27 protein-coding genes and 1 pseudogene are annotated in these 23,635 nt (G+C 67.5%); 14 read left to right on the top strand and 14 right to left on the bottom strand.

The features are described 5' to 3' along the window. The 4 genes from AC1DO7_RS24000 to AC1DO7_RS23985 all read left to right on the top strand — a co-directional run. A partial coding sequence (locus AC1DO7_RS24000) for a chemotaxis protein (RefSeq protein ID WP_477116639.1) occupies positions 1-862 on the top strand: 862 nt, incomplete at its 5' end. 461 nt (positions 863-1,323) lie between these two features. Next, the gene (locus AC1DO7_RS23995) at positions 1,324-2,151 is read left to right on the top strand and encodes a GntR family transcriptional regulator (RefSeq protein WP_441616716.1); all 828 of its coding nucleotides are present in this window, start codon (positions 1,324-1,326) and stop codon (positions 2,149-2,151) included. 153 nt (positions 2,152-2,304) lie between these two features. Beyond that, positions 2,305-3,054: a glutathione S-transferase family protein gene (locus AC1DO7_RS23990; protein WP_441616718.1), complete on the top strand. Its 750-nt coding sequence runs from the start codon at positions 2,305-2,307 to the stop codon at positions 3,052-3,054. Positions 3,055-3,445: 391 nt separating this feature from the next. Beyond that, complete coding sequence (locus AC1DO7_RS23985) at positions 3,446-4,150, top strand: glycoside hydrolase family 25 protein (protein ID WP_441616720.1); 705 nt, start codon at positions 3,446-3,448, stop codon at positions 4,148-4,150. A 99-nt stretch (positions 4,151-4,249) separates the two neighbouring features. On the opposite strand, the gene AC1DO7_RS23980 is transcribed toward AC1DO7_RS23985, so the two are convergent. Continuing rightward, entirely contained in the window at positions 4,250-5,158 is a 909-nt protein-coding gene (locus tag AC1DO7_RS23980) for a c-type cytochrome (RefSeq protein WP_441616722.1), read from the bottom strand. A gap of 208 nt (positions 5,159-5,366) precedes the next feature. Continuing rightward, positions 5,367-5,450: pseudogene (locus tag AC1DO7_RS23975) on the bottom strand (helix-turn-helix domain-containing protein); the annotation flags it as partial. A gap of 113 nt (positions 5,451-5,563) precedes the next feature. Here AC1DO7_RS23975 and AC1DO7_RS23970 point away from each other — a divergent pair. Then, positions 5,564-6,307: an SDR family oxidoreductase gene (locus tag AC1DO7_RS23970; protein WP_477116638.1), complete on the top strand. Its 744-nt coding sequence runs from the start codon at positions 5,564-5,566 to the stop codon at positions 6,305-6,307. Positions 6,308-6,378: 71 nt separating this feature from the next. Next, the gene (locus tag AC1DO7_RS23965) at positions 6,379-6,702 is read left to right on the top strand and encodes a putative quinol monooxygenase (protein ID WP_441616726.1); all 324 of its coding nucleotides are present in this window, start codon (positions 6,379-6,381) and stop codon (positions 6,700-6,702) included. A 20-nt stretch (positions 6,703-6,722) separates the two neighbouring features. Here AC1DO7_RS23965 and AC1DO7_RS23960 read toward each other — a convergent pair whose 3' ends face one another. Next, positions 6,723-6,974: a DUF1488 family protein gene (locus AC1DO7_RS23960; RefSeq protein ID WP_477116637.1), complete on the bottom strand. Its 252-nt coding sequence runs from the start codon at positions 6,972-6,974 to the stop codon at positions 6,723-6,725. A gap of 160 nt (positions 6,975-7,134) precedes the next feature. On the opposite strand from AC1DO7_RS23960, the gene AC1DO7_RS23955 reads away from it, so the two are divergent. After that, positions 7,135-7,296 (top strand): hypothetical protein, encoded by a 162-nt coding sequence (locus tag AC1DO7_RS23955; protein WP_441616730.1) that lies wholly within the window; start codon positions 7,135-7,137, stop codon positions 7,294-7,296. Positions 7,297-7,468: 172 nt separating this feature from the next. Here the strand turns inward: AC1DO7_RS23955 and AC1DO7_RS23950 are convergent, their stop codons facing one another. The 9 genes from AC1DO7_RS23950 to AC1DO7_RS23910 all read right to left on the bottom strand — a co-directional run bounded on the left by AC1DO7_RS23950 (position 7,469) and on the right by AC1DO7_RS23910 (position 15,606). Continuing rightward, entirely contained in the window at positions 7,469-8,098 is a 630-nt protein-coding gene (locus tag AC1DO7_RS23950) for a hypothetical protein (protein WP_441616732.1), read from the bottom strand. Positions 8,099-8,326: 228 nt separating this feature from the next. After that, entirely contained in the window at positions 8,327-9,046 is a 720-nt protein-coding gene (locus tag AC1DO7_RS23945) for a Crp/Fnr family transcriptional regulator (protein ID WP_441616734.1), read from the bottom strand. Positions 9,047-9,428: 382 nt separating this feature from the next. Then, a complete protein-coding gene (locus AC1DO7_RS23940; RefSeq protein WP_441616736.1) occupies positions 9,429-9,947 on the bottom strand; it encodes a hypothetical protein in 519 nt (172 codons plus the stop codon). Between the two features lie 241 nt (positions 9,948-10,188). Beyond that, positions 10,189-10,917 carry an amino acid ABC transporter ATP-binding protein gene (locus AC1DO7_RS23935; RefSeq protein WP_441616738.1) on the bottom strand — a complete coding sequence of 243 codons (729 nt, stop codon included), beginning with the start codon at positions 10,915-10,917 and terminating at the stop codon, positions 10,189-10,191. Beyond that, positions 10,898-11,554 (bottom strand): amino acid ABC transporter permease, encoded by a 657-nt coding sequence (locus tag AC1DO7_RS23930; protein WP_441616740.1) that lies wholly within the window; start codon positions 11,552-11,554, stop codon positions 10,898-10,900. Before AC1DO7_RS23930 ends, AC1DO7_RS23935 begins: the two co-directional genes overlap by 20 nt. Further along, complete coding sequence (locus AC1DO7_RS23925) at positions 11,551-12,216, bottom strand: amino acid ABC transporter permease (RefSeq protein ID WP_441616742.1); 666 nt, start codon at positions 12,214-12,216, stop codon at positions 11,551-11,553. Before AC1DO7_RS23925 ends, AC1DO7_RS23930 begins: the two co-directional genes overlap by 4 nt. Positions 12,217-12,331: 115 nt before the next feature. Continuing rightward, positions 12,332-13,114, bottom strand: coding sequence for a transporter substrate-binding domain-containing protein (locus tag AC1DO7_RS23920; RefSeq protein WP_441616744.1), 783 nt, complete (start codon positions 13,112-13,114; stop codon positions 12,332-12,334). A gap of 71 nt (positions 13,115-13,185) precedes the next feature. After that, the gene (locus AC1DO7_RS23915; RefSeq protein ID WP_441616746.1) at positions 13,186-13,944 is read right to left on the bottom strand and encodes a GntR family transcriptional regulator; all 759 of its coding nucleotides are present in this window, start codon (positions 13,942-13,944) and stop codon (positions 13,186-13,188) included. 174 nt (positions 13,945-14,118) lie between these two features. After that, positions 14,119-15,606, bottom strand: coding sequence for an efflux transporter outer membrane subunit (locus tag AC1DO7_RS23910; RefSeq protein ID WP_441616748.1), 1,488 nt, complete (start codon positions 15,604-15,606; stop codon positions 14,119-14,121). Positions 15,607-15,747: 141 nt separating this feature from the next. Between AC1DO7_RS23910 and AC1DO7_RS23905 the strand changes: the two genes are divergently transcribed. The 6 genes from AC1DO7_RS23905 to AC1DO7_RS23880 all read left to right on the top strand — a co-directional run bounded on the left by AC1DO7_RS23905 (position 15,748) and on the right by AC1DO7_RS23880 (position 20,960). Next, complete coding sequence (locus tag AC1DO7_RS23905) at positions 15,748-16,311, top strand: winged helix-turn-helix transcriptional regulator (RefSeq protein WP_441616750.1); 564 nt, start codon at positions 15,748-15,750, stop codon at positions 16,309-16,311. 23 nt (positions 16,312-16,334) lie between these two features. Next, on the top strand, positions 16,335-17,444 hold the full coding sequence (locus AC1DO7_RS23900) for an HlyD family secretion protein (RefSeq protein WP_441616752.1): 1,110 nt from the start codon (positions 16,335-16,337) through the stop codon (positions 17,442-17,444). A gap of 98 nt (positions 17,445-17,542) precedes the next feature. Then, positions 17,543-19,087: a DHA2 family efflux MFS transporter permease subunit gene (locus AC1DO7_RS23895; protein ID WP_477116640.1), complete on the top strand. Its 1,545-nt coding sequence runs from the start codon at positions 17,543-17,545 to the stop codon at positions 19,085-19,087. A gap of 42 nt (positions 19,088-19,129) precedes the next feature. Then, positions 19,130-19,330: a hypothetical protein gene (locus AC1DO7_RS23890; protein WP_441616754.1), complete on the top strand. Its 201-nt coding sequence runs from the start codon at positions 19,130-19,132 to the stop codon at positions 19,328-19,330. Positions 19,331-19,397: 67 nt separating this feature from the next. Continuing rightward, a complete protein-coding gene (locus AC1DO7_RS23885; protein ID WP_441616756.1) occupies positions 19,398-19,931 on the top strand; it encodes a winged helix-turn-helix transcriptional regulator in 534 nt (177 codons plus the stop codon). Positions 19,932-20,015: 84 nt separating this feature from the next. Next, complete coding sequence (locus AC1DO7_RS23880; RefSeq protein ID WP_441616758.1) at positions 20,016-20,960, top strand: 2-dehydropantoate 2-reductase; 945 nt, start codon at positions 20,016-20,018, stop codon at positions 20,958-20,960. 7 nt (positions 20,961-20,967) lie between these two features. Here the strand turns inward: AC1DO7_RS23880 and AC1DO7_RS23875 are convergent, their stop codons facing one another. After that, positions 20,968-21,999 carry a cupin domain-containing protein gene (locus AC1DO7_RS23875; RefSeq protein WP_441616760.1) on the bottom strand — a complete coding sequence of 344 codons (1,032 nt, stop codon included), beginning with the start codon at positions 21,997-21,999 and terminating at the stop codon, positions 20,968-20,970. A 113-nt stretch (positions 22,000-22,112) separates the two neighbouring features. Between AC1DO7_RS23875 and AC1DO7_RS23870 the strand changes: the two genes are divergently transcribed. After that, the gene (locus tag AC1DO7_RS23870; RefSeq protein ID WP_441616762.1) at positions 22,113-22,652 is read left to right on the top strand and encodes a carboxymuconolactone decarboxylase family protein; all 540 of its coding nucleotides are present in this window, start codon (positions 22,113-22,115) and stop codon (positions 22,650-22,652) included. An 89-nt stretch (positions 22,653-22,741) separates the two neighbouring features. Here AC1DO7_RS23870 and AC1DO7_RS23865 read toward each other — a convergent pair. Next, positions 22,742-23,635 (bottom strand): cation:proton antiporter (locus tag AC1DO7_RS23865; RefSeq protein ID WP_477116636.1); only part of this gene is annotated, 894 nt, incomplete at its 5' end.

The raw sequence follows: 23,635 nt of genomic DNA, 5'->3' as shown, positions 1-23,635 counted from the left end.
GTCCGCGCACAGCGAACTGTTCGGCATCAACGTCTTCAAGGTCCGCGAGATCCTGGTCATGCCCAAGGTCACCACCGTGGTCGGCGGCGGTCCCGCCATGCTCGGCATGGCCGACATCCGCGGCCAGGTCATTCCGGTCATCGACCTGCCCAAGCTGGTTGGCTGCAGCCCCAAGAGCGGCCTCAACATCCTGCTGGTGACCGAATACGCCCGCTCCACCCAGGGCTTCGCTGTCGAAGCCGTGGAAGAGATCGTGCGGCTCGAATGGAACCAGGTCGTCTCCGCCGAAACCAGCGTCAAGGGCGACCTGGTCACCAGCATCGCCAAGCTCGAAGCCGACAGCGACAACCCGCGCCTGGTGCAGGTGCTCGACGTCGAACAGATCCTGCGCGACGTGCTGCCGACCCGCCAGCCCGAAGTCGACCCCAAGACTGTCGGCCCGCAACTCAACCTGCGCCCCGGCACCAAGATCCTCGCCGCCGATGACTCCGCTTTTGCCCGCAGCCTGATCGAACAAGGCCTCAAGGCCATGGGCGTGCCCGTGCTGATGACCAAGACCGGCGAAGAAGCCTGGCAACAGCTCGGCGAGATCGCCGAGCACGCCAGCGCCAACGGCCGCACCGTGCAGGACGAAATCGCCCTGGTGCTGACCGACCTGGAAATGCCCGAGATGGACGGCTTCACGCTGACCCGCAAGATCAAGGGCGACGCCCGCTTCAAGTCGATCCCGGTGGTGATTCACTCCTCGCTGTCGGGTACCGCGAGCGAGGACCATGTGCGCAAGGTCGGGGCGGATGCGTATGTGTCTAAGTTCCTGGCCAAGGACCTCGCGGAAACCATCCGGAGCGTGTTGTCGCGTTGAGGTGAGGCGGCTGTATCCGCACTGCCGGGCTGGCCAGCAAGCGCGCCACTCCGGCTGGTGCGGCGCCGCCGCCTGATAGGCTCGGCCTTGCATCCGGCAAGGGCCGCTGCCAGATGCAGGGTGTGCAATATACCCGGCGGATTCATCGTCCGCCTTGACCGCCGGGACGCATGTGCGGGGCATGCCGCCCGATAGCAATAACGCCGGCCGAAGACCAGGCGCAGGCCGATCGACCTTATCGCGCGGCAATGGAAACTGGAGGGGCGAGATCCCTCGTGGCCGCAAGCGCACACCCGGCGGCGCGCATATCGAAGCGCAGGAGAAGGAGCGCGCGCATTTCGGTTTTGCGATGCCAGAGAAAGTGCACTACCACATCCGTTTCCTACTGCGCGCTTGCGGACCCATGCGACCATCGGCTACGTTAACTCCCTGGGCCGATGTGCCCGCTTCCGTGGGGGCCGATGATGAACAGGGTCATAGGACGCCTGGCCGTGCTCGTTGCCTTGGGCCTGTCTGCCTTCGAAGTGGCGCAGGCTTCCGACATCGACTGTAAGTCAGCGCCGGGCGGCGGATCGGTCCGCTGCGAAGATCAAAACGGCAAAGGGACGCGGTGTGCGCTGGCGAGCGGCGAGCGCCGGCGCAGCCAGCAGCTGCTCTGCGACAACGCGCAGCTCGCGACGCGCTATGAGCGCATGTACGCCGAGCAGCAGAAGCTGCTGCGGACCGGCGTCATCAACGATGCCGACGTCAACGCATGGCGCATCAAACGGGATGCCTGCGACTCCACGTCTTGTCTTGAAAGCCTTTACCACCAATGGTGGCGGTGGCGGGATAGCCCCCGCAGCAAGCCGGCGCAACCGTTGGCCCCGCCAAGCATAAGCGCTGCCGCGCCCGTGCCCGTGCCGCCAAAGCGGGAGCCGACACCGCCGGCGGTGGATCGGGAGACGCCCGCCCGGCCGCCTGTCATGCAGGAGAGCCTGCAGCCGGCCAAGCCGGCCGAGCCGGCCGTGCCCGTGCTGCCGGCAGCCGCTTCCTCCGAGACCTCGGCGGCGGCGGCAACGGAGAATGCCGCGCCGAAGCCTGCTTTGTCCGCCGTGGTTTCGCCGGCCTTGCTGACCGGCTTTGCCGCCTTCAGCATGGGCGCGGGTTTCCTGTGGAAACGCAGGCGGGATCGACGTGCCTCGCCAGAGCGCGAACAGCGTCCGGCCATCTCCGCGGCCATGGCGATCTTCTATGGCTTGCTGATCGTGAATGTCCTGCTGCTGCCGTTCACGCTGGGGCTGAGCTAGACGTCCCGGCGCCGACGTGGCGGCGTGGCGTCGTGAGCAGGCGGCGACAGATGCGCGAGCGCGAAGGCAAGGGTGCGTTCATGTCAGGACCGGCGATGCACTTGTCTTCGCAACGCCGGTTCGCGCGGCGCGCTGTCGTTCTTGGAGGCCGGAATGCGCAAGCTGTTTTTCACCACGGGATCGCCCTTCGCTCGTGCCGTGCGCATCGTGCTGGTGGAAAAGGGCCTGGATTTTGAACGGGTGGAGACCTTCACGACGCCCAGCGTGGAGGAGCGTGCGAAGATCACGCCAACCCTCCAGGTTCCCACCTTTGTCGACGGCGGACTCACGTTGTGGGACTCGGCCGTGATCATTGACTACCTCATGTCTCGCTATCCGGGTGCGGCCGCGCCGGCAGGCATGCCTCCCCTGGCGACCGACTACGTGCGCCCGGCGCAGGAATGGCACGACAAGCTCGTTCTCGCCACGCTGCAAACCTTCGGCGTGTCGACGACGACGGTGTCGCAATTGCAGTGGTCCGGCATCCGGCACGAAGAAAATGGCCACGCCGCCCGGTGCGCCATTCGCAACCAGCATCTTCTCGACTGGTTCGAGGCGCAGATAGCCGGCGCTGCCGACGGCTTTGTCCCTGGCGTGACCTCTGCGCAGGATATCCTCCTCACCTGTATTTGCCAGTTCATCGAGACCCGCCCGTTGCGGCTGTCCTGGCGCGCGCCAGATCGCCCAAAGCTCGCCTCGCTGGTTGCGCGAATGGAGAAGCGGCCATCCTTTGAGCAGGAAGCCGCGCTCTGGTGGGAGCCTGGTGTCACATACGCCACCGCCGCCGAGGTGGAGTGGGCGAGACACAAGACCATTCATGGCGGACCTGGCTTCAGCGAGTGGGCGTCACGGCGCGCCGACTGACAGATCGGTGCGCCAGGCGCTGGTGCCGTCAAGGATCATTCAAGCCGCGACTCAGGCAGCGACTCAGGCCGCGACTCAGGCCGCTACGCAAGCCCTGACGGCCGGAACCCGCAGCCCGACAGGCGACAACCGCCGCAGCCTGCCTTCCGGCTGGCTCCAGTGAAATTTGTGAACAGCTGTCGTAAATAATTCGAAAGCCATTTCCAACTTCTGGATGAGATCCCTTCACGTGCCGCATGCCTATGCTGATGCTGTCATGTCCGAAGAGAGCCGCCGCACAGGCTGATCTGGCAGCACACGCGCCGCCACCAACATCGCATTGCCCATGCCTGCCGTGCACTGAAGTCGGGTTCGTCGACGCTCCCGGGAACCTTCCAATCTGGAGACTTCCATGCCGGAAACCTTCGCGGGTACGATCGACGTCATCGTCGACATCAACCACGACAATCCCTTTGACGCGCTCACGGCATTCAATGCCGGCGTCAGGGCCGTCATTCACAAGGCTAGCGAGGGTGAAACCTTCCAGGATCCAAAGTACAGGAAGCGCCGCGACCAGGCCTTGGCGGCAGGGCTGCTGTGGGGYGCTTATCACTTCTCCAGCTCCCGCCCCGCAATCAAGCAGGCGGACAATTTCCTCGGTGCCGTGCAGTGGGGCGATCCGGCGGTAGACAACAGCAGGACGCTTTTCTGCCTCGACTTCGAGCCCAGTTCGAGCGGTCCTGACATGACGCTGGAGCAAGCCCATGCCTTCGTGACCAGGGTCAAGGAGAAGACGGGCCGCTGGCCGATGATCTATGGCGGCAATATGCTGCGGGATGCCGTGCAGGCGCATGGCGCCGACGCTATCCTCAAGAACTGCCCCCTCTGGTATGCGCGCTACAAGGACTTGCCGGTCGGGATTCCAATCGATACGTGGCCACGGTTCATCCTCTGGCAATATACCGACGGCAATGCGGGGCCACCTCCTCACGCGTTTCCCGGCATGGATGCCATCGATCGGGACTGCTATGCCGGCACGGCAGACGAATTGAAAGAAGAATGGCCTTTCCCGGACTATTTCAAGACCGCACCCGCGGCAACGGACCAGAACGCGTAGCCACCCACGCAGCGCAGCTTGTGGTCTTCTCCCTGAAGTGACAAGCCGCGTTCCGTGGATGCGGACGGGCGGGTCCCGGGTGACCGGTTCCGTGACGGCTCAGCCCTTGCGCTCTCCCTTCAGGCTTGTCAGATAGAGATACAGCGCGCGCACGTCGGTGTCGTTCAGCTGGCGCAGCGACGCGAAGGGCATGACCTGCAGGGCTGCGCCATCGGGCCGCTGGCCGCTCCTCAGCATGCGTTCGAAGGTGCCGGCGTCGGGATAGCGGGGCATGACCGAGCCGTCGCCGGGCGCGAGCCTGGGGGCGGCCGGCCACTCCGGCGGGGCACCGGGAATCTTGCCGCCAGCCAGCGTCGCGCGGTGGCAGCCTATGCACATATTGGCCACGTATGCGCCATGTTCGACCGTGACGCCATCGGGCACGGGCTGTCCGGGCGGGAGCGTGTGGTCGATCTTTGCCGCGGCGTCCTGCATCAGCCCGAAGCCATAGAGCACACGCACCGGCAGCGGCAGCTCAAGCACCGCGGCACCGCCCGGGGCAGGCGGCATGTGACGGACATAGGCGATCACTGCGGCGAGATCTTCGTCGGTCAGGCGATTGAAGTCCTCGCTCGGCATGACCATGAGCGGGCGGAGTTGCGGATTCACGCCGTGGCGGATGGCGAGAACCCAGTCGGCGGCTATGTAGTGCGACACCACGTTGCCGGGGCCGGGGCTGATATTCGGGCCGGCTATGCGCAGGCCCCTGCCGTCGTTTACGAACATGCGCCCGTTGCCTTGCGCGCCGTGGCAGTCGGCGCAGCCGCGCGAAGCGTAGAGGTAGCGGCCGCGCTCGATGGCTGCCGCGTCATCGCGGTAAGCCAGCGGCTGGACCACAATATCATCGATGCTGCGCTGCATCTTGCGGGCGGCGAGCCAGTCGCCGGCGAACACGATGACACCGGCGAGCATCGCCAATGCGACCACAGCAATACCGCCGCGTCGAAGCCAGGTACGGGTGCGGCTCACGGTGTCTTGGCTCCTGGGAGGGGTTGCTCATTCGTCACATGGCCCGGGCGCGTAGCCGGCTCCTGCGCGGTGCCGGCGCGGACGCACCTGGCTGCAATGGGTCACATGCAGCCCGAGCCTGTACTTTATCGACGGCTTCGGCGCTTCGCTCAGTGTGCTGGCGCACATAGCTTGCAGGGCTGGTGCCTTCTTGTTCGGGTAGTACAGCGACACCGAGCCGGCGTGCCGCAGCGGAGAAACTGCCGGTTTCGGCGCTATGGATGAATGACTCGAGGAGGTTGAGCGCTTCCATGCCGTCAGCTCATACCAACGGTTGAAGGTGATGATCCCGATTGCCGTCTACCGAGGTGGTGGCCAAAGTGACCATACTTGCTGCACACCCACTTTCGAATCGGAACAGAAATCATGACGTCTTCCCTCTCCGGCAAGGTTGCCTTCGTCACCGGCGGTGCGCGCGGCATCGGCGCGGCAGTCGTGCGCCGCCTGGCGCGCGATGGCGCCACCGTGGCCTTCACCTATCAAAGCTCGGCGGCCGCCGCGAGTGAACTGGTTGCGAGCATCGAAGCCGCGGGCGGCCGCGCGCTCGCGATCAGAGCCGACGTTGCCGACCCGGCATCGCTGAGCGGCGCCATCAACGACGCAGCGCATCGCCTGGGCAAGATCGATATCCTAGTGAACAACGCCGGCGTGCTGCTGATGGGCACGCTCGACAGCTTCTCGCTGGACGACTTCGACAAGACGCTGAATGTGAACGTCCGCGCCGTCTTCGTCGCCGCCAAGGCCGTGCTGCCGCATATGGGCGACGGCGGGCGCATCATCAATATCGGCAGCTGCAACGCCGAGCGCATGCCGTTTGCCGGCGGCAGCGCCTACGCGATGAGMAAGTCGGCATTGCGGGGACTGGTGCAGGGCCTGGCGCGCGACCTGGGCCCGAAAGGCATCACGGTCAACAATGTGCAGCCGGGCCCGACCAACACCGACATGAATCCCGAGTCCGGCGATTTCGCCGCCGCGCTGCACGGGTTGATGGCGCTGCAACGCCACGCCAGCGCCGACGAAATCGCGGGCATGGTGGCTTACGTGGCAAGCCCTGAAGCCGGCTTCGTGACCGGCGCGAGCCTGACCATCGACGGCGGCTTCAACGCCTGAGCGTCTTCACCTGAGCGCATCCCTTGCACGAGCCGCGCATGGCGCGCGGTTCGGTCCTACGCGAGACAAACATGAGCGACGTCACCGCATTCATCGTCCATCTGCCGGGCAAGCCAGAGCACCGCGAAGAAATCGAGGAAAAGCTGCTGCACGTGCTCGAAGAGATGTCGAAGGAGCCGGACTTCATCAATACCTATCTCCACCGCTCGGTGGAGGATCCGGATACGCTGGTCCTGTACGAGACATGGGCTTGCAGCGAGCACTATTTCAAGTCGCATCACCTGAGCCGGCCTTATCGCCAGGCCTATGAGGCGGCGCTGCCGCGCTTGCTGAAGGCCGCGCGCACGCTTGAGTTCCTGACGCCGGTGCGCAGCTATGTCAGCGATGCCAGGTGAGCTTGTTCAGCCGAGATTGTTCAGCTGAGCAGGTACCTGTTCTGGCGCCCGCCAGCGTACTGGGTCCTGGCCAGCTCCAGGATCTGCTCGCGGTGCCGGTCGAAGGCCGCGAGCACTTCGCGCTCGGCCTGGCCCATCGCGGGATCCAGGCTGGCGAGCATGKCATCGCCMACCWGGAAYGTGATCTCGCGYGCGTTGTCGTAGCCCCAGAACCACACACAATGCTTGGCGGCATCGTAGCTGCGGCTCGGGTTGGGAAAACTGAGTGCCATATTGCACCTCGGCTGACCAGGCACGTGCGTGCCCGGAGGTTTGTCGCCCAAGGGGCCAGGGAGAACGAGATGCCCGCAGGGGCAAGGCCATGACGGTGTGGCGAATGCGGTTCCGTCCCTGGGCCGTCTGCACGCGCGCAAGCACCCTTGGTGCCGGCGCGTGATGAAGTTATTGCTTGAAGCTGCCGTCGCCAAGATCCGCTATCTGTCTGCTTTGCGGATCAAACTGACCGGGCTGCGCGGTCCGGCGGGCTTCATCGGGTTGCTCAGGCCGGCGTTTTCCCGCTGTGTGCGGGGGGCGCGCCGGGGCTGGCGGTACTGAGACATACTTCATGGATACCTTTTCGATAATCGAGCTTGTGGTTATGTCACGCTTGCATCATAGGCTCTTGTGCTGGCCCACCCCAAACTGTGTTACTCGACGGTGTGTGCAGGCGACGACATCAACGGCGCGCACCGGTGCCGCCTGCACTCGCGCATCACCCCGCCGGCGACTAGTGCCGGCGCGCTGAGGCGTCGTCGTGGGCGGGCGGATCGAGCCAATAGCCGGGGTGCCCGTAGTACTGGTGAATGCCCGCTTCCTGTCGGCGGTCCAGGCGGACTTCGTCGTCATAGCGCGGCGCGCCCTTCAGGGTCTCGCGGGTGAGGTCGAGCGACACCATCGCGTCCGGCCAGTTCACGCCCTGGATGGCCTTCACGGGAATGATGACCCGGTCGCCCAGCAGCCAGTTACTGATGCTGGCGATGATGTAGCGCATTGCCCAGGTGTGTACGTCGACGAGCAGGCTGTCCATGTGGCCGATATCGCCGTCCCGGGCGTGAACCCCGTAGTGCGACATCGCCTGCGCGCTGCGCAGGGAGGCGTCGGCGGCTTCCCCCTGCTTGTGCTCCAGCACCTGCGATCTTGCGAGCGTCAGGTGGATGACGTCATCCATCCAGTCYGAGCGTGCGATGGCCTTGGACGCGACCATGACCGGCTGGCTGGAGCGCTTGCTGCCGGCTTCCACGCGCAGATAGCGGACCACCCATGCCTGTTCGTCGAAGAGGAGGTCTTTCACCGCGCCGATATCGGCGTCTGTCGCGCGAACGGGGTAGCTTTCCAGTTCCTCGATGCTGCGTAGCATGTCTCGTCCTCCTGCGGGCTCGGCGTGTTCGCAAGCGCGCCCTGCGCATGCAAGTGTCGGGAGCACGGTGCCCGGTGGGCATTTCGCCCACCTGTTGGCGAATGCTGCCGGGTTCCGGCCGGGTTGTCGGTACGATGGCGGACAGGCACGCGCCCGCCGCTGGCACTCATCTCTTCCATGGCGCGCCGGCAGCGCGGGAATACATCCCGGCGCGCCGGCCACCGTTGCTCAGACGGCTGGCAAGTCCGGCAGCAGGCGATCGAATTCCCTCCTCACCACGGCGTAGCATTCGCACGCATGTCTTTCGAGCGCCGGCCGGTCGATTACCGCGATATGTCCATGGCTGTAGCGGATCAGGCCGGCGTTCTGCAGCTTGAGCGCCGCCTCGGTGACGCCGGAGCGCCTGACACCGAGCATGTTGGAGATCAGTTCCTGCGTCATCGTCAGCTCGTTGGTCGGCAGGCGGTCAATGCTGAGCAGCAGCCAGCGGCAGAGTTGCTGCTCGATCGAGTGATGCCGGTTGCAGACCGCGGTCTGGGCCATCTGCGTGATCAGTGCCTGCGTGTAGCGCAACAGCAGGCGTTGTACGGGGCCGCCACGCGCGAATTCCTGCTTCAGCAGCTTTGCATTCAACTTGTACCCGATACCCGCGCTTTGCACGATGGCCCGGCTCGGCGTGGTTTCGCCGCCCATGAACAGCGCGATCCCGACGATACCCTCATTGCCGACGATGGCGATCTCGGCAGATGCGCCATCTTCCATCACATAGAGCAACGATACGATCGCCGTGGTGGGAAAGTACACATTCCCGAGCTGGTCGCCCGACTCGTAGACGACATAGCCCAGGGGCAGTTCGGTCAGCACGAGGTGCGGTGCGATGCGCAACCAGTCTGCTTCGGGAAGCACCGCAAGCAGGCGGTTGGCCTTCGGGTCGTGCTGGGCACTCATGTCAGGCCTCCAAAGCCGGCTGGACGGGGCCTGCCGGTGTGCTTGCGGCAGGCCTCCGGATCGTCTGGCGGGCACGTCGGACACATGCCCCCTCTAGGAATATAGACGGGACATATGTCAGCGCATTGGCAATGATGGCGCGTTCGCGCCGAAGGTGGGGTAGCTGACCTGCGCCGGCGCGGGGCGCCGCCGCGAACACTTTGCCGATCGGGGGCCGGACAAAGCGCGCCCGCCAGGCGGAAAAATCGCTGGCAATCGCTGGCATCAGATGGCAAGCCCCCGGCGCGGTGGCCGGGGGCTCAGGCGCCCGGAAGGGCGGTACTGCGTGCAGGCACCTTTGCGCGGCCCGCTGCGCTCGCGGCGCCCCGGCGGGGCGGCCACGCTAGGCCCAGCGCAAGCCCGGCAAGACCTCATTGCGCTCCTCGATGCTCTCGCCGCCCAGTTCACCGACCATCCGCTTGACGGTGTCCTTGGTCGCCCTGGCGCAACTGGTGACCAGCAGCATCTCGCCTGGCGCCAGGCTGGCGCGTTGCCGGGCGATCCCGCCACGGCGGATCAGCCCGCCCAGCCATCGTCCCAGCCACCAGCCGGCCAGGGCGCCCATGGCGCCTGCCGCCACGCAGGCCAGCACGGTGGCCAGCGTGCCGGCGGAAGTCCCCAGGCGCAAGGTCCCGTAGATCGCCAGCGCGGCGCCGGCCAGGATGCCCGCAATCTCCCATTCGCCGCGGTATGTGGTCTGGGTGGCGTCGGCTTTCTGCAGTCCTTCGAGCGCCTGGTCGTCACGCTGGATGAACCATGGGCCTTTGATGAGCGAGGGGGAAAGGGGCAATTCGCAAAGGCCCGCTTGAATCTTCCTTGCGGCCACGGCGTCGCGAAGCCGGAAGTACAGTACGGTGCGCATGATTCTTTACCTCGCAGGCAAGCTGGTTTGCACCGGATCGAAGGCGAGCCGGCAGCGGGCGCGATCATGCCGGCATCTCATGGCCCGCCGGCGCGATTGAGAAGCCCGGCCGGGAAACCGCGCGGATCCGCGAACGGTCCTGGCGATGCTTCACAAAACGACACTGACACCGATCCGGTGCGCAGTCGGTACGATGGCGAACACGGAACCCGGCATCCGGGCGCCGGCCGGCCTGCATGTTTCAGGCCGCCATCCCGAGGAACTGCTGCAGCTCCGGCGTGGCCGGCCTGGCGAAGAGTTCCTCGGGCGGACCCGCCTCATGCACGCGGCCCTGGTGCATGAACACGACCCGGTTGCAGACTTCGCGCGCGAAGCGCATCTCGTGCGTCACCATCACCAGCGTCATGCCTTCGCGCGCCAGTTGCCGCACCACGTTCAGCACTTCCACCACCAGCTCGGGATCCAGCGCCGAGGTGATTTCGTCGCACAGCAGCGCGCGCGGCTGCATCGCCAGCGCGCGCGCGATGGCCACGCGCTGTTGCTGTCCGCCGGAGAGCTGGTCGGGGTAGCTGTCGAATTTCTCCGCCAGCGCCACCTTGGCCAGGCATTCGCGCGCGCGGGCGAGGGCTTCTGACTCGCTGGCGCCGCCGGCCACGGTGGGGGCCAGCATGACGTTGCGCCCGGCGCTCAGATGCGGGAACAGGTTGAACTGCTGGAAGATCATGCCGACCTTGCGGCGCAGCACGCGCAGCTCGAGCTCGCTCGTGCCGAGCTTGGCGCCGGCCACGGAGATATTGCCTTCGTCGATGCTTTCCAGGCCGTTGATGCAGCGTAGCAGCGTGCTTTTGCCCGAGCCGCTCTTGCCGATGATGGCGATGACCTCGCCCGGATCGATCTTGAGATCGATGCCCTTGAGCACTTCGTTGGCGCCGAAGCGCTTTTTCACGTTTTCAATGGCGATGAGCGACATTGAGCTTCCTTTCCAGGTGACGGCTGTAGCGGGACAGGGGCCAGCACAGCGCGAAATAGATCAGTGCGACCAGCGCGTAGACGGTGAAGGGGCTGAAGGTGGCGTTGGTGATCACGGTGCCGGCCTTGGACAGCTCGACAAAGCCGATGATGGAGGCCAGCGCGGTGCCCTTGACGATCTGCACGACGAAGCCGACGGTGGGCGCAATGGCGATGCGCAGCGCCTGCGGCAGGATCACGTAGCGCATCTGCTGCAGATGTCCCAGCGAGAGGCAGCCGGCGGCTTCCCACTGGCCCTTGGGGATGGCTTCGACGCAGCCGCGCCAGATCTCGGCCAGGTAGGCGCCGGACCACAGCGAGAGCGCCAGGCCGGCAGCGAGCCAGGCGGGAATCTCCACGCCGAACAGCGCCAGCCCGAAGAAGGCGAGGAAGAGCTGCATCAGCAGCGGCGTGCCCTGGAAGACCTCGATGAAGCCCCAGGCGGCGCGGCGCAACGGCGCGCGCCGGCTGATGCGCATGAGCAGCACCAGCAGGCCGGTCACGGCGCCGCCGGCAAAGGCCGCCAGCGACAGCACCACGGTCCAGCGCGCCGCCAGCAGCAGGTTGCGCAGGATGTCCCACGTTGAAAAATCGGTCATCGGGCTCTCCGGAACAGCGCGCCGCCGATGCCGCGCAGCACCTGGCGCAGGCCGATGGCCAGCAGCAGGTAGATGCCGGTGGTCAGCAGGTAGACCTCGAAGGCGCGGAAGTTGCGGCCCTGGACGAAGTTGGCGGCGAAGGTGAGGTCCTCGGCGGCGATCTGGGAGCAGACCGCGGAGCCGAGCATCACGATCACCACCTGGCTCGACAGCGCGGGCCAGATCTTGCGCAAGGCGGGTAGCAGCACCACGTGGCGGAACACCTGGAAGGGGGCCATGGCAAGGCTGGCGCCGGCTTCGAACTGCCCGCGCGGCACGGCGGCAATGCCTGCGCGCACGATCTCCGCGCTGTATGCGCCGAGGTTGATCACCATGGCCAGGATGGCCGAGGTCATTTCTCCCAGGTGGATGCCGGCGCTGGGCAGGCCGAAGAAGATAAAGAAGAGCTGGATCAGGAACGGCGTGTTGCGGATCAGTTCCACATAGCCGCCGGCGATCGCCGCCAGCCAGGCCGGTCCCTGGGTGCGCGCCCACGCGCAGCCGATGCCCAGGGCTACCCCGAGCAGGCCGCCCACGGCGGTGAGTTCGGCCGTGACGGCGACGCCGTGCGCGAACACGCCGGCGTAGTCGAAGGCCGAGAGAAAGTCGAATTGATAGGACATGCGATGCCGTAGTTGGGCGCGCCGCCAGGAGGCGCGCGTGAGCGCGGGCCTTGCTTGGCTGGCGCCCCGGTGGATCCGGAGCGCCAGGGCTTCAGGGTTTCACGACTTCAGGACATCAAAGCGTGGCCGGCAGCGGCATGCCGAGCCACTTCACGGTCAGGGTGTTGAGCTCGCCGTCCTTCTTGGCTTCGCCCAGGATGGCGTTGACCCTGGCCTGCAGCTTCGGCTCGCCCTTGTTCAGGCCGATGAAACACGGCGAGTTCTTGATCAGGAACTTGGGCTCGGGCTTCTTGGGCGGATTCCTGGCAAGGATGGCGGCGGCCACCACGTTGCCGGTGGCCACCAGCTGCACCTGGCCCGAGAGGAAGGCGCTGATGGTGCCGTTGTTGTCTTCGTAGCGTTTGATGGTGGCGGTGGGCGGTGCCACCTTGCTCAGCTCCAGGTCTTCCACCGCGCCGCGCGTCACGCCCACGGTCTTGCCGGCGAGTTCGGCTGCGCTGGCGACCTTCTGGTCGGCCGGGCCGAACACGCCGTTGTAGAAGGGGGCGTAGGCCTCGCTGAAGTCGATGGCCTTCTCGCGCTCGGGGTTCTTGCCCATGCTGGAGATCACCAGGTCCACCTTCCTGGTCTGCAGGTAAGGCACGCGGTTGGTGCTGGTCACCGGTACCAGTTCCAGCTTGACGCCCATCTTCCTGGCGATCAGCGCGGCCACGTCGATGTCCAGGCCTTGCGGCTTCATGTCGGCGCTGACCGAACCGAAGGGCGGGAAGTCCTGCGGCACCGCAACCTTGAGCACGCCGGCCTTGACCACGTCGTCGAGCGCTTCGGCGCTGGCGGCGCGCATGGTGAACGCGAGGGCGGTGGCGCCAAGGCCGAGGAGGATTCTGGAGAGCTTCATTGCGTGTCCTTGCTAGCTTGCCGTTTGGGTTGGGTGAAGAGGAAATCGGAAATCGGTCGGAGGGCGGGCGCTCACGCGCCATGCCCGAGCGGGCGCAGCGCCTGGCGCAGCGGATCGGGCCGGTCGTCCGGCGTGGCCGCGCTCAGCCCGGCCTCCACGTGGCCGAGGTGCGCGTCCATCAGGGCGATGGCTTGTTCGGTGTCGCCGCGGGCCAGTGCCGCCACGATCTGCGCATGGTCCGCGCACGAGGCATGGGCCTGGTGGCTGGACTGGTAGCGCATGGCGATCAGGGTGGTGCGCGCGGTCAGGTCGCGCAGCGTATCGGCCAGCAGCACATTGCCCGCGCATTCGCCCAGGCAGACATGGAAGTCGCCCAGCAGGTAGCTGCGCAGGGCTGCGTCGTCGGCGCGCAGTGCGCGCTCTTCCTGCGCCACGTGTTCCTGCAGGCGGCGGATGGCTTGCGCGGTCAGCGGCGGGGCGTAGCGCAGCAGGCCGAGTTCGATGGCGCGCCGCGCGGCAAAGGCCTGCCGGGCTTCCTGCCGCGAGGGCTCGATCACGAACCAGCCGCGCCGGGCCGACACCGTGACGATGCCGCGCGCGGCCAGCCGCGTGAGCGCTTCACGCACCAGCGTGCGGCTCACACCGAACAGGCCGGCCAGCGCTTGCTCGCCGAGCCGCGTGCCGGGTGCCAGGCGCTGGGCCAGGATCGATTGGGTGATGCGCTCGGCGATCTCGGCCGAAGACGCGGTGCGGGCCGCATCGCCACCGCCGCCGCGAAGCGCGGACGGCAGGGCGGAGTCGTGGTCGAGAACTGGCGTGGAGAAGGTCATGCCAGGCTGTCATGCAATAGGTATGCCAGCCTGATATACAAGCGCCGTGCGCATGTTTTGTACGCAAACATGGCATGCGCTGCATGTGGCCGCGCACCAGTCGGGCGCAGCGGGGGATGCATCGGCGGGCGCGGTGCACGCCGATGGTGCGCCCGCGCCCGCGGCGGCCAGGTCCTACCAGCCGCCGCCCAGCGCCCGGAAGGTGGCCACCGCGGCACGCGCATTGTCGGCATGCACGCGTGCCTGCTGGTCGCGCGCAGCCAGCAGCTGGCGCTCCTCGTCCAGCACTTCGAACAGGCTCACCGCGCCGCCCTTGTAGGCATCCTCGGAGGCGCCGCGCGCGCGCACGTGGGCGTCGATCTCGGTGGTGAGCTCCTTGCCCTGCGATTCCAGCTCGGTGAGCGTGACGACGGCGTTTTCCACGTCTTCGGTGGCGCGCAGCATGGCCTTGCGATAGTTGACCAGCGCCTCGGCGTTGGCGCCCCTGGCCTGCGCCACTTCGGCATCGACCCGCCCGAAATCGAACAGGCGCCAGCGCAGGCCGGCCACCGCCGCTGGCTGGAAGGCCGCGGCGGAGAACAGCTTGCCGGTGCTGAGGCTCTCGAAACCGAGCAGGGCGGACAGCGACAGCTTGGGGTAGTACTCCGCGGTGGCCGCGCCGATGCGCGCGCTGCTGGCCGCCAGCCGGCGTTCGGCGGCAATCACGTCGGGACGGCGGCGCAGCAGGTCCGCGGGGCCTTGCGCCACCGAGATGGCGGGCACGGCCAGGCTGGCTTTTCCTCCGGGGCCGGCCAGTTCCGCGGCGTAGGTGCCGGGCTGCGCGCCCATCAGCACATCCAGCCGGTTGAGCTGGGTCTGCAGCTCGATGCGCAGCGGCGGGATGGTGACGCGCGCCTGCGCCACTAGCGCTTCGGCCTGCGCGACTTCGCGGCTGGAGGACAGGCCGTCGTTCAGGCGCAGGCGCACCAGTTCGAGCAGCTTGCCGTTGGTATCGACTTGTTCCTGCGCGATGGCGATGCGCTGCTGCGCGCCGCGCACGCGGAAATAGGCATCGGCGGCTTCGGCGGCAACCGAGACGCGCACGCCGAGTTGCTCCGCCTGCGCGGCCTGGGCTTCGGCGTCGGCCGCTTCGGCGCCGCGCCGCAGGCCGCCGAACAGGTCGATCTCCCAGCTCGCGCCGGCACCGACGTCATAGAGCGTGGGATTGCGGTTGTAGCCGGGGAACTGACTGGCGATCTTGCCAAGCGGGCTTTCCAGCGACTGGCGCTCCTTTACGGCCTGGGCCGACAGGCTGCCTTGCGGCAGCAACTGCGCACCGGCTTCGGCCGCCGCCGCGCGGGCCTGCTGCACGCGCGCCAGCGAGGCGGCCAGGTCCAGGTTCTGGTCGAGCGCGCGCTGCACGATGCGGGTCAGCACGGGATCGTCGAAGCCGGTCCACCAGCTATCCAGCGCCGGTGCCGGCAGCCTGGTTTCACGCGCGGCGAGCGCGTCTGCCTGCGCATAGCCCGCCGTGGTGGGAACGGCGGGCTGCCGGTAGTCCGGCCCCACCGCGGCGCAGGCCGCGAGACCTGCAGCGGCCAGGGCGGCCGCTGCCAGCCTGGCGTAGCCGAACGCCGGTGTCCGGGGTGACTTGAGCCCGGGGCGGGGCGAGGTTCGATCCATATCCATCTCCTTCTGCGAATCTGCAGCGCGGCGTCTTCGGCGCCTCGCAAACTTTGATCAACAAGTTACTTGCATGATGATATCTACCACTCTATACTAACTTTCATATTGATAGCAACATGATTTTCGGAGGCCGAGAATATGCGGAAAACACCGCTCGATACCGCCCCTTGTCCCATTTCCCGCAGCCTGGCGCGGGTGGGTGAGTCGTGGAGCATCCTGATCCTGCGCGAGGCCTTCTACGGCACCCGCCGCTTCGACGATTTCCAGGTGCAGCTGGGCATCGCGCCCAACATGCTGTCCCGGCGGCTCGAGTCGCTGGTGGCCGAAGGCCTGCTGGAGCGGCGCCAGTATTGCGAGCGGCCGCCGCGCTTCGAATACCTGCTGACGCCGCGCGGCCGCGAATTCTGGCCCGTGCTGCTGGCGCTGCTGAACTGGGGCAACCGTCACTACGCGCCCGAAGGCGAGACCGTGGTGCTGGTGGACCGCCACAGCGGCGCCACCGTCACGCCGATCCTGGTGGACGCCGCCAACGGGCGCCCCATTACGGAAGCAGACCATTTCGTCACGGCCGGACCGGCCGCGAGCGAGCGCCTGCGCTTCCGCCTGGCGAGGTCGGATGGCGCGCGCGCCGCCGCCTGCCCCGGCACCGCCACCGGCGCCGCAACCATCCCCGGCGACCCGCAGACCGCGGGCGTCATCTGAACGTGCAAGCAAGAGGAAGTGTCATGACCAGCGAAATCGCCGCCGACCGTGCCGGCTCGGATCCCGTTTCCGTCTCGAAACCCCGCATCAGCCGCAAGCGAGCTGTCGTGACCGGCGTGCTCGTCGCGGCCGGTGTCGGCCTGGCCGTCTACGGCCAGCACTGGTGGACCGAGGGGCGTTTCCTGCAGAGCACGGACGACGCTTATATCGGCGGCGAGGTCACCGTGGTCGCGCCCAAGGTGGCGGGCTACCTGGCCGAAGTGCGCGTGACGGACAACCAGCAGGTGCATGCCGGCGACCTGCTGGCCCGCATCGACGACCGCGACTACCGCGCCGCGCTGGCCAAGGCCGAAGGCGCGGTGGCCGCGCAGCAGGCGCTGCTGGCCAACCTGGATGCCACGCGCGCCCTGCAGGAGGCCGTGATCGGGCAGGCCCGCGCCGCGGTGACGGCGGTGGATGCCGATACCGTGCGCGCCCGCGAGGACCAGGCGCGCTACCAGAGCCTGGCGGCCAAGTCGGCGGTGTCGTTGCAGAGCTCGCAGAAAGCGGATTCGGATTTCAAGCAGTCGCTGGCCAATACGCAGAAGGCGCAGGCCAGCCTGCTGGCCGCGCAGCGCCAGGTGGACGTGATCGCCACGCAGAAGCAGCAGGCCCAGGCGGCGCTGGCGCAGGCCATTGCCGAGCGCGATATCGCACGCCTGAACCTCGGATACACCGAGCTGCGCGCGCCCATCGACGGCACCGTGGGCAACCGGCGCGCGCGCGTCGGCGCCTATGCCGCCAGCGGCACGCAACTGCTGTCGCTGGTGCCGGCGCGCGGCCTGTGGGTCGATGCCAACTTCAAGGAAGGCCAGCTGGCCCGGCTGCGCCCGGGCATGCGGGCCACGGTGGAGGCGGACGTGCTGCCCGGGCAGGTGTTCCATGGCCGCGTGACCAGCCTGGCGCCCGCCACCGGCGCGCAGTTCAGCGTGCTGCCCCCGGAAAACGCCACCGGCAACTTCACCAAGATCGTGCAGCGCGTGCCGGTGCGCATCATGCTCGACGAGACCGACACCAAGCTGGCCATGCTGCGTCCCGGCCTGTCCGTGGTGGCGGAGGTCGATTCCCGCGCCGACGCACAGGTGCAGCAATGAGCGGCGCCGCGCTGGCGGACGCGCAGCCCGGCGCCGCCGCCGGGCAATCCGCGCCGGTCCGCCCGCCCGCAGGGTTGCCGGACTTCTCGCCGGCGTCGATGACCACCGGCGCCAAGGTGTTCGCCTTCGCCACCATGTGCGTGGGCATGTTCATCGCGCTGCTGGACATCCAGATCGTCTCGGCCTCGCTGCGCGACATTGGCGGCGGGCTGTCGGCAGGCACCGATGAAACCGTGTGGGTGCAGACCAGCTACCTGATCGCGGAGATCATCGTCATCCCGCTGTCGGGCTGGCTGGCGCGCGTGATGTCCACGCGCTGGCTGTTCGCGGCGTCGGCCGCCGGCTTCACGGTGGCAAGCCTGCTGTGCGGCATCGCCTGGAACATCCAGAGCATGATCGCCTTCCGCGCCATGCAGGGCTTCCTGGGCGGCTCGATGATCCCGCTGGTGTTCACCACCGCCTTCATGTTCTTCACCGGCAAGCAGCGCGTGATCGCCGCGGCCACCATCGGCGGCCTGGCCTCGCTGGCGCCCACGCTCGGGCCCACCGTGGGCGGCTGGATCACGGACCACTTCTCCTGGCACTGGCTGTTCTTCATCAACCTCGTGCCGGGCATCTTCGTCATGATCGCGGTGCCGATGTTCGTGCGCGTGGACCGGCCCAACTGGTCGCTGGTGCGCGGCGCCGACTACCTCGGCATGACGCTGATGGCGCTGTTCCTCGGCTGCCTGGAGTACACGCTGGAAGAGGGCCCGCGCTGGGACTGGTTCGGCGACGACACCGTCCGCGCCACGGCGTGGATCGCCGCGCTGGCCAGCGTCGGCTTCGTGTGGCGCAGCCTGACCTACGCGAACCCGGTGGTGGACCTGCGCGCGCTCAAGGACCGCAACTTCGCGCTGGGCTGCTTCTTCTCCTTCATCGCCGGCGTGGGCATCTTCGCCACCATCTACCTGACGCCGCTGTTCCTGGGGCACGTGCGCGGCTTCAGCGCGCTGCAGATCGGGCTGGCGGTGTTCTCCACCGGCGTCTTCCAGGTCATGTCGATCCCGGTCTATGCCTTCTTCGCCAACCGCGTGGACCTGCGCTGGCTGCTGATGGTCGGGCTGGCCTGCTTTKCCTTCTCGATGTGGCAGTTCGCGCCGATCACCAGCGACTGGGGTGCCGAACAATTGCTGCTGCCGCAGGCCTTCCGCGGCATGGCGCAGCAGTTCGCGGTGGCGCCGGTGGTCACGCTGACGCTGGGCGCGCTGCCGCCGGACCGGCTCAAGCTGGCCTCGGGGCTGTTCAACCTGATGCGCAACCTGGGCGGCGCGATCGGCATCGCGGTCTGCGCCACCATCCTCAACGACCGCACCAACCTGCATTTCCTGCGGCTGGCCGAGCACCTCAACGCCGGCAACGAGGCCATGGCCGCGCTGCTGCAGTCGGCCAGCAGCAATATGGCTGCGTGGGGCTTCGACGCGCAAGGGGCGCAGTCCGCCGCCATCAGGCAGTTGTGGGCGCTGGCCTACCGCGAGGCGCAGACGCAGACCTTCGCCGATATCTTCATCGTCATCCTGGTGTGCTTCGTCATCGCCACAGCCATGGTGCCGCTGATGCACAAGGTGGCGCCGCCCAAGGCGCCGTCGGCCGATGCGCACTGAACGCGGCCAGGCGCAACGTCATCCATGCAAGGGACAACAACCATGCTCAAACGCCATCTGATTGCACTCGCCGGCGTGGCGCTGCTTGCCGGCGGCCTGGCCCCGGCGCGCGCCGGCGGGGACCGGCCGCAAAGCGGCAGCATCGCCTGCAGCCGTGCCGACAATATGTACTGCCGCGTGCCGCCCCGGCCCGGCGCGCCGCCGCCCAGGCCGGGGGCGGCGCGCGACCGGCCGGCTTCCTGAAACCGTAGGCGGCCGCCATTTTGGCTATCATGGTGAAAGTATCGTGATGCCAGCGGAGCCGTCGACCATGCAGAGAAAGACCTTCAGGGATATGCAATGCCCCATCGCCCGTGGCCTGGAACGGGTCGGCGAGTGGTGGAGCATGCTGCTGATGCGCGAGGCGTTCTACGGCTCGCGGCGTTTCGACGACTTCCAGAGGAACCTGGAGATCGCCCCCAATATGCTCACGCGCCGGCTGACGGCGTTGGTGGACGAGGGGCTGCTCGAGCGGCGCCAGTACTCGGAAAAGCCGCCGCGCTACGAATACGTGCTGACCCCGGTCGGGCACGATTTCCTGCCGGTGCTGCTGGCCATGCTGGCCTGGGGCAACAAGCACTTCGCGCCGGAAGGGCCGAGCGTGGAGCTGGTCGACAAGGACACCGGCAAGGCGGTCGAGCCAGTGCTGGTGGACCGCGGCACCGGCGAGCCCCTGAGCTTTGCGCGACATGCGCTGGTGCCGGGGCCGGCCGCGCAAGAGGGGATGCGCAGGCGGCTCGCCGCCGCGCAGGATTTTTTGTCCGGCGCCGAGCAGGCGCCGGACGAAGTTGCAGGGGAGGTCTAGCAGGCCGCGCGGCTGCCGCGCACCGTGCCCGCGCGGGCCTCCGCATCCGTTTGTTTCATTCATTTCATCGAAGCGGGGAACGTCATGAAGATTCTGGTCCTGGGCGCGGGCGCCATGGGCGGTTATTACGGCGGCCGCCTGCAGCAGGCTGGCGCGGATGTCACATTCCTGGTGCGGCCGCGGCGCGCCGAGGTGCTGGCCCGCGATGGCCTGGTGGTGCGCAGCGAGCTAGGCGATATCCGCACCGCCGTGAAGACGGTGCAGGCCGGCGATGTGGGCCCGGACTACGACCTGGTGCTGCTGGCCTGCAAGACCTACGACCTCGAAAGCGCCATGCAGGCGCTCGGTCCGGCGCTGGACGAGCGCGGCAACGGCACGGCCATACTGCCGCTGGTCAACGGCCTGCGCGCCTACGAAACGCTGGACGCGCGCTATGGCCGCGAACGCGTGCTGGGCGGCGTTTCCTACATCGCCACCACGCTCGAAGCTGGGGGCGCGGTGGTGCACCAGGGCGCCGGCGACAGACTGGTGGTGGGCGCGCGCGCCGAGGCCGCGCAGCCCCTGGCCCGCGCTTTCCATGAACTGGCCGCGGCCACGCCCGGCACGCGCGAGCTGTCGGCCAACGTCGACCAGGCGCTGTGGAACAAGTGGGTGATGATCGCGTCGGGCGCGCTGATGACCTGCCTGATGCGCGGCACGGTGGGCGAGATCGTGAAGACCGACGACGGCCGCGCACTGATGCAGCAGGCCATGGACGAATGCGCCACAGTGGCGCGGCTGTCGGGCCATGCGCTGCCCGAGCCGGTGCACAAGGCGATGGTCGAGCGGCTGCTGGACGCCAACTCGCCGTGGGCGGCCTCGATGATGCGCGATATCGCCCAGGGTGCGCCGCGCCTGGAAGCGCGCGACATCGTTGGCGACATGGCCAGCCGCGCCGAGCGCTTCGGGCACGCCGTGCCGCTGGTGCGCACTGCCTACGCCCACCTGCAGGTCTACGAGGCCCGGCAGGCCCCCCACGCCGCCGCCTGAGGCGCCGCTATCCCGCTGCAGCCGCCGCCTGCGCGACGGCGGCGCTGCGCCGCTCGCGCGCGGCCAGCCTGAACGCGCCCGGGCCCACGCCGAAATACGCCTTGAAGGCGCGCCCGAAGGCCGCCTCGGAAGCGTAGCCGCATTGTTCGCCGATATTGGCCGCGGACTCGCGGTCCTGGGTCAGCAGGCGGGCCGCCAATTCCATGCGCAAGGTGGTGACGAACTGCAGCGGCGTCTCGCCGCTGAGCTGCGTGAAGCGCCGTGCGAACGTGGCGCGCGACACATTGCACACCTGTGCCAGCGATTCCACCGACCACGGCTCGGCTGGCGCCTTCAGCACCGCGTCCACGGCCCGCGCCATGCGCGCGTCCGCCATCAGCGCCAGCACGCTGTGGGTCACGCCGCCCTGCGCGATCAGGGCGCGCAGCAGCAAGGTCAGCAGCGCCGTGGAGAGCTGCCCGATCACCGCGGTGCCGCCCGGCTCGGGTGCCTGCGCCTCGTTGCGCATCATGCCGATCATGGCATCCAGCCACGCGCAGTCGGCGCGCCCCGCGGTGGATATGCGCAGCACCGGCGGCAGGTGGCGCAGCAGCATGGTGCCCGGCAGGCCCAGCACGAAGGTGCCGCACAGCAGGTCCAGCTCAGGCCCTTCGCCCGGGATCCTCACCTCGGTCAGCATGCCGTTGAAGTGTGTCTGCCGCTCGCCCGGGGCGGCCTGGTCCCCGCCCTTGCCGGTATTGGCCCGCAGGCTGCGCAGCGTATGCGCGCTGCCGTGCGGAAACAGCAGCACATCGCCGGCATCCAGCGTCATTTCCTTCTTTCCGGCCTCGGCGATCGCCTGCCCTTCGAGGATGATGTGATAGGGCAGGTGTCCCGGCGGCGCCAGCACATGGTCCACCCGCCAGACGCCGGCAAAGTGGCAATGCAGGTCGACGGTTCCGGCGGGCGCCAGCATGCGGACGAGTTCGGTCAGGCTGTCCATGGCTTCGGGAGGGTAGAGGGTCCGGGCGAGGTGAGCTTGCTTGAGACGTTTGGGCAAGATATTGCGATCATTATATGCGGTAACGCGCAGTTTGGGCGCCTAGACTTCAGTCCATGGAAGCCGCGCAACAAACACCGCGCGGTCCATCAACCAACGCAAAGGAGTCCGTCATGTCCCGTCTTCACACCATCGCCCTCGACGAAGCCACTGGCCAGACCGCCGAATTGTTCGGCGCCATCAAGAAGGCCATCGGCAAGGTACCCAACGCCTACCTGACCATCGGCAGCAATGCCCCGGCCGTGCTGGCCAACGCGCTGCAGACTGGTGCGCTGCTGCAGAAGAATTCCACGCTGAGCGCGCGCGAAGTCGAAGCCATCAACCTCGCCGTCAGCGAAGCCTCGGGTTGTGACTATTGCGTGGCCGCGCACACCATGACCGGCAAGATGGCCGGCTACAGCACCGAGCAGACCCGCGCGCTGCGCGCCGGCGCCTACGCCGAGGACGGCAAGATCGACGCGCTGGTCCGCTTTGCGCTGACCCTCGTCAAGACCAGCGGCACGCTGCCCGCCAGCGCCGTGGCCGATGTGCGCGAAGCCGGCTACAGCGACCGCCAGATCATTGAGAGCATCCAGGCCGTCAGCGCGATCCTGTTCACCAATATGGTCAACCGCGTCAACGATACGGTGGTGGATTTCCCGAAGGTGGCGTGAGCAGGGCGGGAGGGCGCGCATGCCCTCCCGCTGCCGGTTTCCGGCGAGGCCCGGTGGCGTAGCGCTTCCGGGCCTTTCTGCTATCGGGATCAGCGCGTGGCGTTCAGCCCGTTGCGCCCGTTCAGGTGCCTGACCAGCCGTCCCAGCGTGGTGGCCTGGATCAGCAGGCTGAACACCACCACCAGGTAGGTCACGCCGATCAGCATCTCGCGCCCGTGGAACTCCGGCAGCGACAGCGCCAGCGCGATCGAAATGCCGCCGCGCAGCCCGCCCCAGGTCATGATGGTGGCCGAGTGCGGGTTGAGCCGGCGGAAGTTCTGCAGCGCCAGCAGCGGGATCGCCACGCTGATGCAGCGCGCCAGCAGCACCACGGGAATCGCCGCCAGCCCCAGCCACACGATATGCAGGTGCAGCGACAGCGCGATGATCTCCAGCCCGATCAGGCCGAACAGCACCAGGTTGAGCAGTTCGTCGAGCAAGCCCCAGAAATTGAACAGATGCTCGCGCGTCTTCTCTGACATCGAAGTGGCCGCGCCGTGGTTGCCGATCACCAGCCCCATGATGACCACCGACAGTGGCGCCGAGACATGCACCAGTTCGGCCAGGCTGTAGCCACCCGTGGCCAGCGCCAGCGTGATGAGGATCTCCACCGGATAGCTCTCGATGCCGCGCAACAGCAGCGACGCACCGTAGCCCAGCACCGCGCCCAGCACCAGCGCGCCCAGTACCTCGCGCACCAGCGCCATGGCCACGTGCGAAGCCGAGAACTCGGTGGCGCCGGTGGCCAGGCCGACCAGCGTGAGGAAGGCCACCACGGCGGTGCCGTCGTTGAACAGCGATTCGCCGGCGATCTTGGTTTCCAGGCTTTCTGGCGCACCGGCGTTCTTGAGCACGCTGAGTACCGCGATGGGATCGGTCGGCGAGATCAGTGCGCCGAACACCAGGCACCACAGCAGGCTGACGGGATGGCCCAGCCATTGCGC

Source organism: Cupriavidus sp. 05N40, assembly GCF_056397305.1.
Note: the sequence above shows the minus strand (reverse complement) of the source record. Positions and strands in the feature narration are given on the sequence as shown.

Coding starts and splice junctions, on each gene's coding strand:
- AC1DO7_RS23995 (WP_441616716.1), top strand. CDS start 1,324: ATGATGAACAGGGTCATAGGACGCCTGGCCGTGCTCGTTGCCTTGGGC.
- AC1DO7_RS23990 (WP_441616718.1), top strand. CDS start 2,305: ATGCGCAAGCTGTTTTTCACCACGGGATCGCCCTTCGCTCGTGCCGTG.
- AC1DO7_RS23965 (WP_441616726.1), top strand. CDS start 6,379: ATGAGCGACGTCACCGCATTCATCGTCCATCTGCCGGGCAAGCCAGAG.
- AC1DO7_RS23945 (WP_441616734.1), bottom strand. CDS start 9,046: ATGAGTGCCCAGCACGACCCGAAGGCCAACCGCCTGCTTGCGGTGCTT.
- AC1DO7_RS23940 (WP_441616736.1), bottom strand. CDS start 9,947: ATGCGCACCGTACTGTACTTCCGGCTTCGCGACGCCGTGGCCGCAAGG.
- AC1DO7_RS23935 (WP_441616738.1), bottom strand. CDS start 10,917: ATGTCGCTCATCGCCATTGAAAACGTGAAAAAGCGCTTCGGCGCCAAC.
- AC1DO7_RS23930 (WP_441616740.1), bottom strand. CDS start 11,554: ATGACCGATTTTTCAACGTGGGACATCCTGCGCAACCTGCTGCTGGCG.
- AC1DO7_RS23925 (WP_441616742.1), bottom strand. CDS start 12,216: ATGTCCTATCAATTCGACTTTCTCTCGGCCTTCGACTACGCCGGCGTG.
- AC1DO7_RS23920 (WP_441616744.1), bottom strand. CDS start 13,114: ATGAAGCTCTCCAGAATCCTCCTCGGCCTTGGCGCCACCGCCCTCGCG.
- AC1DO7_RS23915 (WP_441616746.1), bottom strand. CDS start 13,944: ATGACCTTCTCCACGCCAGTTCTCGACCACGACTCCGCCCTGCCGTCC.
- AC1DO7_RS23910 (WP_441616748.1), bottom strand. CDS start 15,606: ATGGATCGAACCTCGCCCCGCCCCGGGCTCAAGTCACCCCGGACACCG.
- AC1DO7_RS23905 (WP_441616750.1), top strand. CDS start 15,748: ATGCGGAAAACACCGCTCGATACCGCCCCTTGTCCCATTTCCCGCAGC.
- AC1DO7_RS23900 (WP_441616752.1), top strand. CDS start 16,335: ATGACCAGCGAAATCGCCGCCGACCGTGCCGGCTCGGATCCCGTTTCC.
- AC1DO7_RS23890 (WP_441616754.1), top strand. CDS start 19,130: ATGCTCAAACGCCATCTGATTGCACTCGCCGGCGTGGCGCTGCTTGCC.
- AC1DO7_RS23885 (WP_441616756.1), top strand. CDS start 19,398: ATGCAGAGAAAGACCTTCAGGGATATGCAATGCCCCATCGCCCGTGGC.
- AC1DO7_RS23880 (WP_441616758.1), top strand. CDS start 20,016: ATGAAGATTCTGGTCCTGGGCGCGGGCGCCATGGGCGGTTATTACGGC.
- AC1DO7_RS23870 (WP_441616762.1), top strand. CDS start 22,113: ATGTCCCGTCTTCACACCATCGCCCTCGACGAAGCCACTGGCCAGACC.